This window comes from Paucibacter sp. KBW04 (genome assembly GCF_003852425.1).
Taxonomy (GTDB): domain Bacteria; phylum Pseudomonadota; class Gammaproteobacteria; order Burkholderiales; family Burkholderiaceae_C; genus Paucibacter_A.
In genome coordinates this window covers 128684-141976 of record NZ_QAJN01000002.1, presented here as the reverse complement: position 1 = coordinate 141976, position 13293 = coordinate 128684, and the positions used below count along the sequence as shown (strand labels likewise).

Annotated in this window: 13 protein-coding genes; 7 read left to right on the top strand and 6 right to left on the bottom strand. The window is 68.1% G+C overall.

All coding sequences use genetic code 11. The features are described from left to right. Positions 1-49 precede the first annotated feature (49 nt). Entirely contained in the window at positions 50-889 is an 840-nt protein-coding gene (locus DBR47_RS04200) for an AraC family transcriptional regulator (protein ID WP_124447256.1), read from the bottom strand. A 348-nt stretch (positions 890-1237) separates the two neighbouring features. Between DBR47_RS04200 and DBR47_RS04195 the strand changes: the two genes are divergently transcribed. The 7 genes from DBR47_RS04195 to DBR47_RS04165 are packed head-to-tail and all read left to right on the top strand — an operon-like array spanning position 1238 to position 8314. Further along, positions 1238-3229, top strand: coding sequence for a TonB-dependent receptor domain-containing protein (locus tag DBR47_RS04195; protein WP_197046862.1), 1992 nt, complete (start codon positions 1238-1240; stop codon positions 3227-3229). Next, on the top strand, positions 3226-3528 hold the full coding sequence (locus DBR47_RS04190) for a DUF2218 domain-containing protein (protein WP_197046861.1): 303 nt from the start codon (positions 3226-3228) through the stop codon (positions 3526-3528). The genes DBR47_RS04195 and DBR47_RS04190 overlap by 4 nt, the downstream gene beginning before the upstream one ends. Continuing rightward, positions 3525-4457, top strand: coding sequence for an ABC transporter substrate-binding protein (locus DBR47_RS04185; protein WP_124447250.1), 933 nt, complete (start codon positions 3525-3527; stop codon positions 4455-4457). Before DBR47_RS04190 ends, DBR47_RS04185 begins: the two co-directional genes overlap by 4 nt. Then, positions 4454-5461 (top strand): iron ABC transporter permease, encoded by a 1008-nt coding sequence (locus DBR47_RS04180; protein ID WP_124447248.1) that lies wholly within the window; start codon positions 4454-4456, stop codon positions 5459-5461. Before DBR47_RS04185 ends, DBR47_RS04180 begins: the two co-directional genes overlap by 4 nt. Then, on the top strand, positions 5458-6525 hold the full coding sequence (locus DBR47_RS04175; RefSeq protein ID WP_124447246.1) for an iron ABC transporter permease: 1068 nt from the start codon (positions 5458-5460) through the stop codon (positions 6523-6525). Before DBR47_RS04180 ends, DBR47_RS04175 begins: the two co-directional genes overlap by 4 nt. Positions 6526-6530: 5 nt before the next feature. After that, positions 6531-7355: an ABC transporter ATP-binding protein gene (locus DBR47_RS04170; RefSeq protein ID WP_124447244.1), complete on the top strand. Its 825-nt coding sequence runs from the start codon at positions 6531-6533 to the stop codon at positions 7353-7355. Further along, positions 7352-8314 (top strand): alpha/beta hydrolase, encoded by a 963-nt coding sequence (locus DBR47_RS04165; RefSeq protein WP_124447242.1) that lies wholly within the window; start codon positions 7352-7354, stop codon positions 8312-8314. Before DBR47_RS04170 ends, DBR47_RS04165 begins: the two co-directional genes overlap by 4 nt. 6 nt (positions 8315-8320) lie before the next feature. Here the strand turns inward: DBR47_RS04165 and DBR47_RS04160 are convergent, their stop codons facing one another. From DBR47_RS04160 to purH, 5 genes are all read right to left on the bottom strand, one after another. Continuing rightward, positions 8321-9946 carry a GMC family oxidoreductase gene (locus DBR47_RS04160; protein ID WP_124447240.1) on the bottom strand — a complete coding sequence of 542 codons (1626 nt, stop codon included), beginning with the start codon at positions 9944-9946 and terminating at the stop codon, positions 8321-8323. A gap of 11 nt (positions 9947-9957) precedes the next feature. Beyond that, positions 9958-10467 (bottom strand): hypothetical protein, encoded by a 510-nt coding sequence (locus tag DBR47_RS04155; protein ID WP_124447238.1) that lies wholly within the window; start codon positions 10465-10467, stop codon positions 9958-9960. 119 nt (positions 10468-10586) lie between these two features. Continuing rightward, positions 10587-11225 (bottom strand): LysE family translocator, encoded by a 639-nt coding sequence (locus DBR47_RS04150; protein WP_124447236.1) that lies wholly within the window; start codon positions 11223-11225, stop codon positions 10587-10589. Continuing rightward, a complete protein-coding gene (locus DBR47_RS04145; protein ID WP_124447706.1) occupies positions 11222-11512 on the bottom strand; it encodes a DUF2277 domain-containing protein in 291 nt (96 codons plus the stop codon). The genes DBR47_RS04150 and DBR47_RS04145 overlap by 4 nt, the downstream gene beginning before the upstream one ends. A gap of 110 nt (positions 11513-11622) precedes the next feature. Further along, positions 11623-13212, bottom strand: coding sequence for a bifunctional phosphoribosylaminoimidazolecarboxamide formyltransferase/IMP cyclohydrolase (gene purH / locus DBR47_RS04140; RefSeq protein ID WP_197046860.1), 1590 nt, complete (start codon positions 13210-13212; stop codon positions 11623-11625). Between the last annotated feature and the right edge of the window lie 81 nt (positions 13213-13293).

Below are 13293 nucleotides of genomic sequence, written 5' to 3'. Positions count from 1 at the left end.
CCAGTCCCCTCTGCTCGTTACGCAAGTCCTTTTTACGCGGGCTTCGTTCTCATTTGACCTGGCTGGGGCTGATGCCGTACTGCTTTTTGAAGGCGGTGGCGAAATTGGCCGGGCTCTCGAAAGCGGCCTCCAGGGCGGCTTGCGCCACCGAGGCGCCTTGGCGCAGCAGGGCATGGGCCCGAGCCAGGCGGCGTCGGCGCAAATACTCAAACACCGAGCAGCCATGGGCGGCGCGGAAGTGGCGCTGCAAGGTGTTCTCGTGCAGGTCCAGCTCCAGCGCGATATCGGCCAGGCTCCAGTGGTCGGCCGCGCCGCTGTCCAGCAACTCACGCGCCAGCTGCATGCGTTCGGGGGGGCTGGGCGCAGCGCCTTGCTCGGCCTGGCTCAGGGCCTCGCTCAGCAACTCCAGGCATTGGCATTCCAGGCGCAGGCGGGCCAGGCCCGTGGCCGCACCGGCTTGGGCCTGGCCCAGCAGGCCCCGCCCGAGGTCTTGCAGCGCACGGCCCATGCGGGGCCGCTCGGCGCCCAGGTGGCGGCTGGGCAGGCGCAGGCCGGCTTGGTCCAGCCATTGCTGGCTGATCTGCAGACTCAGGCGGTGTTCAGCGAGCCCGGCCGCGTCTTTGCGCTCGAAGCGGGCCGGGCGGTGTAGCGAGATCAGGGCCAGCTCGGCCTGCCCGCTCTCGCCCAGGCGCTGGGCCTGGCCACCAAAAGTCAGGTGCAAGCGCCCCTGCAAAACCATCACCAGATGCAGGCCGGCCGCGGCCTGCACCTCCTGGCCGGGTGCATGGGCGTGGCTGAGGGTGCTGTAGCTGAGGGCCAGGCCGCTGCGCAGCTGCAGCGCAGCCCGGCGGGCGTTTGGGGTCTGAGCCCGGTGTTGGGGGGCAGGCAAGGCGGGGTGCGAGAACAAGGTGGGCGTGTAGCAAAGACGGGTGGTGGGCGCAAAGGCAGGCGCCGGGCAAGCCATGGATACTAGCGCCGCCAAAGCGTTAATGCAAACTATTCGCATTTAGAATGAATGCAAAACCGCAATGGCCCAGGTTTTGAGCGGGCCGGGATCGCTGGGCCTGAACCACGGCCCGGCGAAGCCGGCACCGCATCCCCTCTACTTTTTTCTGGCCCTTGCTGTATGCGCATCCCTCGATCGAGTTCCCCTCTTGTCTCTTCTGGACCCGGCTTGGCGGCTGGGCCGATCCGCCCACTGGCCCTGGCTTGCGCCCTGTTATCAGCCAATGGCGCTGTGCTCGCGGCAGCAGCCGAGCAGCTGGAGCGCGTCACCGTCAGCGCATCGGCCAGTGCCCGTGCCCTGGCCGATGCCCCGGCCAGCATCACCGTGATCACGCGCGAGCAGCTGGAGCGCGAGCCGGTGGCCAGCTTGGAGGACGCGCTGCGCCGGGTCGAGGGTGTCTCGGTGGTGGGCAGCGGGCCCAATGACCAAGACATCAATCTGCGCGGCATGCCGGGCGAGTACACCTTGATCCTGGTCGATGGACGGCGCCAGAACACCCGCGAGACCATGAACCGTGGCACCGGTGGGGTGCAGGCCTTTTGGATGCCGCCCGTGGCCGCCATCGAGCGCATCGAGATCGTGCGCGGCCCCATGTCGGCCCTGTACGGGGCCGATGCCATGGGCGGGGTGATCAATATCATCACCCGCAAGCAGATCGCCCGCTGGAGCGGCAGCCTGGGCCTGGGCCTGACCCAGCAAAGCGGCGATCGCCGCCTGGGCGACAGCCGCCAGGGTGATTTCTGGGTGGGCGGGCCGCTGGCTCAAGGCCTGAGCTTGCAGCTCTGGGGCGGACGCAATCAGCGCGAGGAAGATCAGCTGTACTACCCCATCAGCACGACCGCGGGCGCGGCCGCCCAGACCCAGCAAAACCTGGGGGCCAAGCTGGGCCTGCAGCTGGGCGAGGGCCAGCAGCTGGCGCTGGAGCTGGGCCAGGGCCAGCTGCGCCGCGAAAACCATGCCGGCCAAAGCATAGGCCCCAAGGAGGCCGACTACGACAATGAGCAGACCCGCGACTACTGGGCCCTGAGCCATAGCGCTCAGGTCCTGCAGGGCGGGCGCTGGCGCTCGGCCCTGTACCGCGAGAGCGGCCAGCAAAACAATTGGACGGCGGGCAAGCCCTCCGAGCTGGAACCCCGCGTCAGCAACACCGTGCTGGACAGCGTGCTGACCCTGCCGCTCGATGCCCACAGCCTCAGCCTGGGCCTGCAGTGGCAGCGCAACGAGCTCTCGGGCGTGGCCCAGGAGGCCTCAGTCAAGGGCCATGCCAGCAGCCCGGCCCAGATCAAGACCGATGCCGCCGCCCTGTTTGCCGAGGACGAGATCGAACTCAGCCCGGCCCTGGCCCTGACCCTGGGTCTGCGTGCCGATCGTGAGTCGCGTTATGGCACGCATTGGAGTCCGCGCGTTTACAGCGTCTACAAGCTGGCCCAGGGCTGGAGCCTGCGCGGTGGTGTGGGCAGTGGCTTCAAAGCACCCAAGCTGCGCCAGGCCGAGGCCAGTTATTGCATGAGCACGGGTGGCAACACGCCCAGGCGCGGCTCCCTGTGCGGCAACCCCGATCTCAAGCCCGAGACCAGCCGCAGCGCCGAGCTGGGCTTGCGCTGGGATGGCCAGCGCGGCAACTCCTTGGTGGCCACGCTCTTCCACAACGACTTCCGCAACAAGGTCGTGTCCTACAACACAGGCAAGGTGGACCCGCTGAACAAGGCCTTGGACATCTATGTTTACGACAATGTGGACCGCGTCAAGCTGCAAGGCCTGGAGCTGGCTGGCGCTTGGGCCTTCAGCCCGAGTTGGAGCCTGAACGGCAACTACAGCTACACCGACTCCCAGCGCGATGGTGGGCGTGAGACCAGTTTTGAGGGCAGCTCCCTGGACGGCCGCCCGCTGGACAAGACGCCCAAGCATATGGCCTCGCTGCGCCTGGATTGGCGCGGCCCCATGGGCCTGCAAGGCTTTGTGCGGGCTAACTACGAGGGCGAGCAGTACTGGGCCGGCCTGCGCAACGGCGCCCGTGGGGTGCGCGAGCGGCCCGCCCTGGCCACCCTGGACCTGGGTGGCAGCTATGCCATCAATGAGCAGCTGAGCTTGAGCGCGGCCCTGATCAATCTGGGCAATCGCCAAGTGGCGGTGGACGATCGCAATCGCAACACCGGTCTGGACGGCAATTGGCAGATCGACGAAGGCCGGCGTTTCTGGCTGCGTCTGGGAGCGCAGTTTTGAGCGCGCCGCTGCAAAGCCGGGCCAGGGTCCAAACCCCGCGCGCCGACGCCTTTTTGTTCAAGCTGGCCAAGCACTTCGCCAAGAAGGTGCCGGTGGCCCTGGGCAGTGAGCAGGCGCAGATCGAGTTCGCCTTCGGCCAATGCGAGCTGCTCTCGCAGGACGGGGGTCAGGTCTTGCTCATCCAATGCGCCTGCCCCCATGCCCGAGCGCAAATCACCATGCACGAGGTGCTGGCCTCACATCTGGCCTTGATGAGCCGCCAAGCGCCGCTCGAATTGAATTGGGAGAACTTGCCGTGAAGATCAATCGTCGCCAATGGAGTTTGGGCCTGGGCGCGGCCCTGGCCTTGCCGGGCTTGAGCCGGGCGCAAACCACCGGCCGCCAGGTGCAAGACGCCCTGGGCCGCAGCCAGGTCTTGCCGGCCCAGGCCCAGCGGGTGCTGGCCTTGTCGGAACGCGATCTGGACGCCGCCCTGGCCCTGGGCCTCAAGCCCGTGGCCAGCACCCTGGGACGGGCGCAGCTGGGTTTTCCGCCCTATCTGGCGGGGGCCGCCCAAGGCGTGCTCAGCCTGGGGCAATTCGCCAATCCCAGCATGGACCGGGTTCTGGCTGCGAGGCCAGACCTGATCCTGGCCGGTGGCCTGGCCGATGCGAAATTGTTTGCCCAGCTGGAGCGGGTGGCGCCCACCGTCTCGACCTACCGGGGCACCGAGCCCTGGACGCTGAGCCTGCCCCGCCTGGCCGATTGGTTGGGCCGGGAGCAGGCCGGTGCCGAGGCCTTGCAGCGTTATCAGAGCCGGGTGGCGGCCCTGCGCCAGCGCCTGGCCGCCCAACAGGGCCGCAGCGTCAGCCTGGTGCGCTGGACCCCGCAAGGCCCGGCCTATATGAAGGGTCAGGCCTTTGCCGGCCTCTTGCTGGGTGAGCTGGGCCTGACGCGCCCGCCGCGCCAGCAGGAGCCGGGGGCCGGGCATTCGGCGCCGCTGTCCAGCGAGGCCTTGGGCGAGATCGATGCCGACTGGCTCTTGATCGGCATGTTTGGCAGCGGTGCCGGCCATGAGCCGCAGGCCTTGCAAGCCCTGCTGCAACAGCCGGGCTTCCGCCAGCTGCGCGCCGCACGCGCCGGCCGGGTGCGCCAGGTCGACGCGGCCCTGTGGACCGTCACCGGCGGCCCCTTGGCGGCCATGGCGGTGCTGGACGATGTGGAACGCCTGATGCTGGCTGCGGCATGAGTCAGGCGCGCGGCCTGGGCCTGGGCTTAGTTTTGATGGGCTTGATGCTGATGGCCATGCTGTACGGCCCCGGCCGGGTCGGCATGGCCCAGTCCTGGCTGGGGCTGTGGCGGCCCGAGGGCCTGGATGAGCATGGCCGCATGGTCTTGCTGCAGCTGCGTCTGCCGCGTCTGCTGGCGGCCTTGGCCGTGGGCGCGGCCCTGGGCCTGGCGGGCTGCCTGATGCAGCGCCTGAGCCGCAACCCCCTGGCCGAGCCGGGCCTGCTGGGCGTCAACAGCGGTGCCACCCTGGCCATCGCCCTGGGCCTGAGCCTGCAGGGCACGCTTGGGCCCTTGGGCCTGTTGCTTTGGGCGCTGTGTGGCGCCTTGCTCGCCACCCTGGCCGTCTTGTGGCTGGCCCGGCGCGGCCAGGGGAGGCGGGCTCATTTGTCGCCCCTGCGCCTTTTGCTGGCCGGGCTGGCGCTGGCGGCCACGGCCCGCGGCCTGATGGCTTTTCTGCTGCTGATGGATCAGCAGGGCCTGGATCAGTTTCGCTTCTGGGTGCTAGCCTCGCTGGCGCGGGTTGGGCCCGACGCTTTTTGGCTCAGCCTGTCGCCCCTGCTCCTGGGGTTGGGCCTGGTCCTGGCCTGCGGGCCGCGCCTGAGCCTGCTCTTGCTGGACGATGATCTGGCCGCCGGCCTGGGGGCGCGGCCGACCTTGCTGCGCGCGGCGGCGGTGATCGCCGTGGCCTTGCTGGCCGGCGGTGCCGTGGCCTGGATAGGCCCGCTGGCCTTCCTGGGCTTTGCCGCGCCTTATCTGGCGCGCAGCCTGGGCTGGCAAGCCCCCTTGGCCCAGCTATGGGCCAGCGCGGGCCTGGGCGCCATCTGCTTGCTGGCGGCCGATTTGCTGGGGCGCTGGTTGTGCGCGCCCTTTGAGCCGCCGCTCTCGGCCCTGTGCGCCTTGCTCGGCGCGCCCTTGTTGGTGCTGGCCTTGCACCGTGATGCCAGTCTGGGGCTGCGAAAATGAGCCGCATTTTTTCTTCGCGTGCCTGGCGCGCCAGCACGCTGCTACCGGGCTTGCGCTTCAAGCCGGGCGGCTCGCCCGTCCTGCGCCCAGGGCGCTGGGGCCTGAACAGCTTGCTGGCCTTGGCGGTCGTGGCCTTGCTGCTGCTCAGTCTCTTGGCCGGTGAGCTGAGCCTGAGCCCGCAGCAGGCCTGGGCCGCTTGGCGGGGTGAGGACGCGATGGCCTTGTTCCTGCTGCAAGAGGTGCGCCTGCCGCGCGCCCTGGCCGCCTTGCTGGTGGGCGCCAGCCTGGGCCTGGCCGGCCTGATCTTGCAGACCCTGGCCCGCAACCGCCTGGCCAGCCCCGATGTGCTGGGCCTGCATGACGGTGCCGTGTTGGCCTTGGGCGCGGGGCTGTGGGTCAGCGCGGATGGCTTGCTAGGCCCCTGGTGGCTGGCCCTGGGCGGGGCCTTGCTGAGCCTGCTGCTGGTCTTGCTGTGCGCCGGTGGTGTGGGGCGGCAGGGCCAGCGTGTTCTGGTCGTCGGCCTGGCGGTGGCGGCCGTGGCGCGGGCGGGTTTTGAGCTGGTCTTGGCCACGGTGGAGCTGGCGCATAGCAGCGCGCTCTACAGCTTCAGCATGGGCAGTTTGCTGGCCGGCTCCTACCAGCAGTTGCGCCCGGTGAGCTGGGGCCTGGGCCTCGTGCTCCTGCTCTTGCTGCCCTGGCTGCCGGGCCTGGCCCTGCTGCAGCTGGGCGAGAGCCAGGCCCAGCTGCTGGGCCTGCGGGTGGGCTTGCATCGTTGGGCGCTCTTGCTGCTGGCCGCGGCCTTGGCGGGCTTGGGCGTCAGCGTGGCCGGGCCTATCGGCTTTATCGCCCTGGTCGCGCCTTTGTTGGCGCGGGCCTGGCTGGGGCCCCTGCCTTTTTTGGGGGCCAGCCTGCTGGGCGCGGCTCTGACCTTGATTGCCGATCTGCTGGGCCGGCTCTTGCTGGCGCCGGTGGAACTGCCGGCCGGGGTGCTCAGCGGCATCTTGGGTGGGCCGGTGTTGCTATGGCTCTTGTTGAGAGATGCTTCGCAGGGGGATGAGGAGTGAGTGAGATGGCAAGCGTGAACGAGGCGAATCAGCAGCTGCGGGTGCTGGATTTGCATGCCGGCTATGGCGGCACGGCGGCCCTGCGCGGCGTCGATCTGCAGCTGCGGCGCGGCCAGGTGATGGCGGTGGTGGGGGCAAACGGCTGCGGCAAATCGACCTTGCTGCGCTGCATGGCCGGGCTGTTGGCGCCCTCGCGGGGTCAGGTCTTGCTAGAAGGCCAGGTGCTGGAGCGCATGCCGCTGGCGCAGCGAGCCCGTCGTCTGGCTTTGTTGCCCCAGCAGGCGCTGGCGCCCGAAGGGCTGAGCGTGGCCCAGCTGGTGGCTTTTGGCCGGCGCCCGCATCAGCGCGCCAGCCTGGGCCTGTGGCAGCGCTGGTCGGCCGAGGACGAGCAGGTGTTGGAGCAATGCCTGCGCGATTGCGATCTGCTGGACCTGGCCGGGCGGCGCCTGGACCAGCTCTCCGGCGGCCAGCGCCAACGCGCCTGGCTGGCCATGGTGCTGGCCCAGCAAACCCCCTGGCTCTTGCTGGACGAGCCCACCAGCGCCCTCGATCTGGGCCATGGCCATGAGCTGCTGGGCCTGGTGCGCCGCCTGGCCGAGGCCGGGCGTGGCATCTTGATGGTCTTGCACGATCTGGGCGCGGCGGCGCGTCATGCGGATTCCTTGCTGGCCCTGCAGCAGGGCAGGGTGCTGGCGCTGGGCACGCCGCGCGAGGTGGTGACGCCCGGCCTGGTACGCCAGCTCTACGGCCTGGAAGCGCGGGTGCTGAGCACTCCGGGCGATGGCGCGCCCCTGGTCGTGCCCCTGATGGCGGCGGAGTTGCAAGCATGAGCGCCCTGGCACGGCGTGATTGTTTGGGCCTGGCCCTGGCCTGGCTGGCGAGCGGCAAGGCTTTGGCGCAGACGGCGCCATCCGAGTTGCCGATCTTGCAAGCCGCCCAGCTGGAGCATGCGCAAACCTTTGAGTTGAACTCCCGGCACACGGGCCAGCGCTATCGCATCTGGCTAGGCCTGCCGGACGGCCCCTTGGCCCCGGGCCAAAGCGGCTACCCCGCCTTGCTGGCTCTGGACGGCCAGGCCGTGTTTGCCTTGATGGAGCCGCAGCGCGCCCGGCCGCAGCTGCGCAGCGAGTTCCGGCGCAGCAAGATGGGCGGGCGTCGGCCCGGCCTGGTTGTGGGCATAGGCTATGCGAGTGGCGACCCCATCGATGTGGATGCGCGGGCGCTGGACTACACGCCCACCGATGCCTGCGCGCCCTGCGACAAGCTCTCACCCCGGCACGGTGGGGCGGCACATTTCCTGGACTTCATCGAGCTGGAGCTGCTGCCCACGCTGGCCAGGCTGCTGCCGCATTTGCCCGTGGATCGCCGCCAGCTCAGCCTGTTTGGCCATTCCTACGGCGGTCAGTTCACGCTCTACACCTTGCTGCACAGACCCGCTTTGTTTGCGCGTTACTGGGCTTCCAGCCCCTCGCTATGGTTTGGCAATCGCTTTTTGCTGCAAGGCCTGGCTGAACGTCTGGCCGCTCGGCCAAATCCGCCGGGCGAGCGGCGTGTGCATATCGCCGTGGGCCTGCTGGAGCAGGCGGCCGACCCCAGCCGCACGGCCGAGCGCAACGCGCGCCTGGCGGCCAATCGCATGGTGGACAACGCCCGCGATTTCGTTGCCGCCCTGCGCGCCAGCGACTGGCCGGGGCTGCGCCTCAGCCATGCCGAGCTGGCCGGCCACGACCACGGCGCCATGTTGATGCAGGGCGCGGCGGCGGTGCTGGACTTTGCCTTCGGTGATTGACGGCCCTCAAGCCAGCTGCACATCCTTGCCCGCCAAGCGCTTGGCCAGACCGGTGGCGAAGCGGTTGGCCAGGGTGTAGACGGTGACCTGCGGGTTGGCGCCAATGCTGGTGGGGAAGAGCGAGCCGTCGTGCACCGAGACATTGGCCAGCTGCCAATGCTGGCCGTCTGGCCGCACGACGCCGTGGCCGGCCTCGCTGGCCAGGCCGCAGCCGCCCATCACATGGGCGCTGCCCACCACGGTCAAAAAGGGCTGGTAGTTCAGGCCCTGGATGGCGCGCTTGGCCTGTTCCCAGGACGTGTAATCCTCGGCCTGTTCGTGGCCGGGGCGCACGCTCTTGGCGCCGGCAGCAAATTGAATCTCGGCCATGGTCAGGTGGGCGCGGCGTACTCCGTCGAGCAGATAGTCGTTCAAGACATAGGACAGGCTGGCGCTGCCATCCGATTTGAGCGTCACTGTGCCGCCGGGGGCCTGCTCGTGGAAGCCGTCGCGCAACAAGGCGATGCCGATGTGCAAGTGCGGGAAGGCCTTCATGCGCCCGCCCAGGGCGCTGCCCATACCGCCCAGATTGGTCAGGGCAAAACCGGGGTGGACGGGGGCGGTTTCCAGCTTGTAGCCCACCGGCCCGTCGATGGGGTGCTGACGCAGGAATTGGTCGGAGAACACGCTCATGGGCGCGCCGGCCCAGCCTTCGACGGCCTCGGGCATCAAGGCGCTGCTGACCCCGGTGGGGTGCAGAAAAGTGCGCTTGCCCAAGAGCTTGTGGGGGTCGGGTGCGCCGGAGCGCATCAAGAGCGCGGGCGAGTTGATGGCGCCACCGGCAACCACAAAGTGCTTGGCGCTGATGCGCAGGGCGGGGCCTGCGGCATCGCCGTTCAAGGCAATGGGCTGGCAGACCAGGGCTTGGGCTTGATCGCCTTGCAATTCCAGACGCTCGGCCCGGGTCTGCACCAGCAGGGTGGCGCCCAGATCCAGGGCGGCGGGAATGGTGGTCACCAGCATGGACTGCTTGGCATTGGTGGGGCATCCCAGGCCGCAGGAGCCCAGATTCCAACAGCCCTTGACGTTGCGGTGCATTTTGTTCACCTCGACGCCAATCTTGAGGCCGCCACGCTGGATCACGGCATTGTTCTCGTTGGGCTCGCCCATCCACTCGCCCACGTTGAGGCGGCGCTCGACTTGCTCGAACCAGGGCGACATGGCCTTGGCATTCAGCTCATTCAGGCCGTACTTCTGGCCCCAAAACTCCAGGGTGCTGGCGGGGGTGCGGAAGGCCCCGGCCCAGTTGACCGTGGTGGAGCCGCCCACGCAGCGGCCCTGCAAGATGGGCATGGTTTGCTCGACGTTCTTGCGCCCACCGGCTTCTTGGTAGAGCTGGCTATAGGCCTCGGACTCCAGCTGGCGGAAGTCGCTGCTGGAGCGCAGCGGGCCTTCTTCCACGATGATGATTTTCAGCCCCGCCTTGGCCAGCAGCTCGGCTGTGATGCCCGCGCCGGCACCGCTGCCGACGATGACGACGTCGCAGTCCAAGCTGCTGGGCGCCGGGCGGGCCTGACCCGCCACATTGCCGCCCAAGACCTTCCAGCCGTGCGCCAGCCCTTGGGCAATGGGGTCGATGATGCTTGTGCTCATATCAGGGGTACTCAGGGAATCTGGCGGGGGCCGGGGTAGCCCACGCGGGGCCAGTTCGTCGCATCGCTGAAGAAGACCAGGCAGTTGAGGTCACGCAGGGCGCGATAGACCTGCTGGCGGGTGGCGATGCTGGAGATGCTCATGGCGGCAAAGGCGCTCTGGATCTCGGCCGCCGTCGCCTCGCTCCAATCGCTCTTCAGGCCGGTCAGGCCCAGGCGGCCCGGCGCCGTGCTCAAAAGGCTCAGGACTTGGGAGAGTTCGGCGCGCACGCTGGCAGGGAACTTGGCCACACTGGCCTCAATCTGGGCCACTTGCTGATCCAGCCGGGCGCCGCGCTCGATCGCCGATTCAGGCCATTGCCCATCCAGCACGGCCAGGGCCACGGCGCGCATCAGGGAGCGGGCCGAGGGGCTCAGCTTGCCATCCACCAAGCCGGGTTTGAGCAGGGCCACACCGGCCCCCGCCACACCCAGCAGCACGGCGGCCCCCAGGCCGAGTTGCAGCCAGCGGCGTCGATTCATCGTGTCGTCTCCTTGTTCTTTGCCTGCGGCCAAGGCTAACCCTGGAAGGCCTTCAGGCCAAGGGTGTTGGCCCTGGGCTAGAGACAGGCGTCTAGAGGCGCGCGCCTGTCTCCAAGGTGTCAGATGCCGCGACGCGGCTCCAGCAACAAGCGGAGCGCCAGACCGGCCAGCACCAGGCCCATGAAGTAGCGCTGCACACTCATCCACAAGGGATTGTTGGCAAACCACAGGGCGATGCGCGCGGCCGACAAGGTCACCAGCAGGTTCACGGCCGAGCCAATGAACATCTGCGTGGCCCCCAGCGTGAAGCCCTGCAGCAGCACCGAACCCCGCTCGGGGGCGATGAACTGGGGCAGGACCGAGAGATAAAACACCGCGACCTTGGGGTTCAGGGCGCTGGTCAGCAAGCCCATGACGAAGAGCTTGCGCGGGGATTCAGCGGGCAGGGCGCGCGCCTCGAAGGGCGAGCGTGCGCCGGGTTTGAGCGCGCCCCAGGCCAGCCAGGCCAGGTACAGCGCACCGGCGAACTTGAGTACTTCATAGCCCAGGGGCACGGCCATGAACAAGGCCGTCAGGCCCACGGCCGCCGCCGTCATATGCAGGGTGAAGCCCAGCACCACCCCGCACCAGGAGGTCAGGCCGGCGCGCCAGCCCTGGCAGAGCGAACGCGAGATCAGATAAACCATATTCGGCCCCGGGGTCAGGGCCATCAAAAAGGCGGCGCCGGCAAAGAGCAGCCAGTGTTGGGGATCGATCATGGTGTGTCCTGCTCGGTGGGCTTGCCGAAGCGTAGCTGAGAACGCGCCCGGGCCTTGGCCGCTTCGGTCTCCCGGTCGCGCGGCGGCGCCTGGGTGCGCAGGGCTTGCATCAGCTTGCGGGTGCTGGCCGCCACCTCGGCCACGGCTTGCTCAAACGCGGCCGCATTGGCCTGGCTAGGCACGGCAAAGCCGCTGAGCTTGCGCACATATTGCAAGGAGGCGTCGCGGATCTCCAGCTCGGTGGCCGGAGGCGCGAAATTGAACAGGGTTTTGATATTGCGGCACATGGTGTTGGGGGCCCCTGGCGCGGTGGTGTAGAACATGAAAAAAGCCGCCGGGCTGGGGAGCTCCGGCGGCTTTGATTCTTGCTTGATTCGGCGCAGGGCCTTGTCAATGCTTAGTGACGGAAGTGACGCACACCCGTGAAGACCATGGCGATGCCGCGCTCATTGGCGGCGGCAATCACCTCTTCGTCGCGCATGGAGCCACCCGGCTGGATGACGGCGCTGGCGCCTGCATCGGCCAGCACGTCCACACCGTCGCGGAAGGGGAAGAAGGCGTCGCTGGCGACCACCGAGCCCTTCAGCGCCAGACCGGCGTTGGCGGCCTTGATGGCGGCGATCTTGGTCGAGTCCACACGGCTCATCTGGCCGGCGCCCACGCCCAGGGTCATGCCGCCGCCGCAGAAGACGATGGCATTGCTCTTCACATACTGGGCCACGGTCCAGGCGAACATCAGGTCATCCAGCTGCTGAGCCGTGGGCTGCAGGGTGGTGACGATTTTCAGATCGCTCTTTTTCAGGAAGTGGTTGTCGGCGCTCTGCAGCAGGATGCCGGAGCCGATGCGCTTGCTGTCGGTCAGATTTCGGCCTTGCTGCCAGGGTGTCGCGCCGCCGGGCGGCAGGTCGATTTGCAAGAGGCGCACATTGACCTTGGCCTTGAAGATTTCCAGCGCTTCGGCGCTGAAGCTGGGCGCCATCAGCACTTCGACGAATTGCTTGGAGACATGGGCCGCAGCGGCGCCGTCCACCTCGCGGTTGAAGGCGATGATGCCGCCGAAGGCGCTGGTGGGGTCGGTCTTCAAGGCCTTGGCATAGGCCTCGGCCGCGTTGGCCGCCACGGCCACGCCGCAGGGGTTGGCGTGCTTGACGATGACGCAGGCGGGCACATCGAAGCTCTTGACGCATTCCCAGGCGGCGTCGGAGTCGGCGATATTGTTGTAGCTGAGTTCCTTGCCTTGCAGCTGCTTGGCCGTGACCAGGGAGCCGGGGGCAGGGTAGAGGTCGCGGTAGAGCGCGGCGGTCTGGTGGCTGTTCTCGCCGTAGCGCAGGTCTTGCACCTTGACGAAGCTGCTGTTCATCTGGCCGGGGTACTCGGACAGCGTGCCTTCTTCGGTACGTGCGCTCAGGTAATTGCTAATCGCAGCGTCATATTGGGCGATGCGGTTGAAGGCGGCCACAGAAGCGGCAAAGCGGGTCTTGTCGCTGGTCTTGCCTTCTGCCTTCAGCTCGGCCAAGACTTGGGCGTACTGGCCGGCGTCGGTCAGCACGGTGACGTCCTTCCAGTTCTTGGCGGCGCTGCGCACCATGGCCGGGCCGCCGATGTCGATGTTCTCGATCGCGTCTTCCAGCGTGCAGCCGGGCTTGGCCACGGTGGCTTCAAAGGGGTAGAGGTTGACGGCCAGGATGTCGATCATGGTGATGCCGTGCTGAGCGGCGGCGGCCATGTGCTCGGGGAAGTCGCGGCGCGCCAGCAGGCCGCCGTGCACCTTGGGGTGCAGGGTCTTGACTCGGCCGTCCAGCATCTCGGGGAAGCCGGTGTGGTCTGCCACCTCGGTGACCGGCAGGCCGGCATCGGCCAGCAGCTTGGCCGTGCCGCCGGTGGACAGCAGGCGCACGTTCAGGGCGTGCAGTTCCTTGGCGAATTCGAGGATGCCGGTCTTGTCGGACACGGAGATCAAGGCGGTCAGAAGAGGCTTGGGAGACATGGTTTGCTACTCAAGAAAGAAAGTGGGGAGGGCGGCCGGCCTGCCGGGGCTGAGCCGCCAAATCGTCGGGATGGCGTGAAT

Excerpts from the sequence above, each read along its gene's own strand:
- DBR47_RS04170 (WP_124447244.1), top strand. The coding sequence starts at position 6,531 with ATGGCAAGCGTGAACGAGGCGAATCAGCAGCTGCGGGTGCTGGATTTG.
- DBR47_RS04165 (WP_124447242.1), top strand. The coding sequence starts at position 7,352 with ATGAGCGCCCTGGCACGGCGTGATTGTTTGGGCCTGGCCCTGGCCTGG.
- DBR47_RS04160 (WP_124447240.1), bottom strand. The coding sequence starts at position 9,946 with ATGAGCACAAGCATCATCGACCCCATTGCCCAAGGGCTGGCGCACGGC.
- DBR47_RS04150 (WP_124447236.1), bottom strand. The coding sequence starts at position 11,225 with ATGATCGATCCCCAACACTGGCTGCTCTTTGCCGGCGCCGCCTTTTTG.
- DBR47_RS04145 (WP_124447706.1), bottom strand. The coding sequence starts at position 11,512 with ATGTGCCGCAATATCAAAACCCTGTTCAATTTCGCGCCTCCGGCCACC.
- purH (WP_197046860.1), bottom strand. The coding sequence starts at position 13,212 with ATGTCTCCCAAGCCTCTTCTGACCGCCTTGATCTCCGTGTCCGACAAG.
- DBR47_RS04180 (WP_124447248.1), top strand. The coding sequence starts at position 4,454 with ATGAGTCAGGCGCGCGGCCTGGGCCTGGGCTTAGTTTTGATGGGCTTG.
- DBR47_RS04175 (WP_124447246.1), top strand. The coding sequence starts at position 5,458 with ATGAGCCGCATTTTTTCTTCGCGTGCCTGGCGCGCCAGCACGCTGCTA.
- DBR47_RS04155 (WP_124447238.1), bottom strand. The coding sequence starts at position 10,467 with ATGAATCGACGCCGCTGGCTGCAACTCGGCCTGGGGGCCGCCGTGCTG.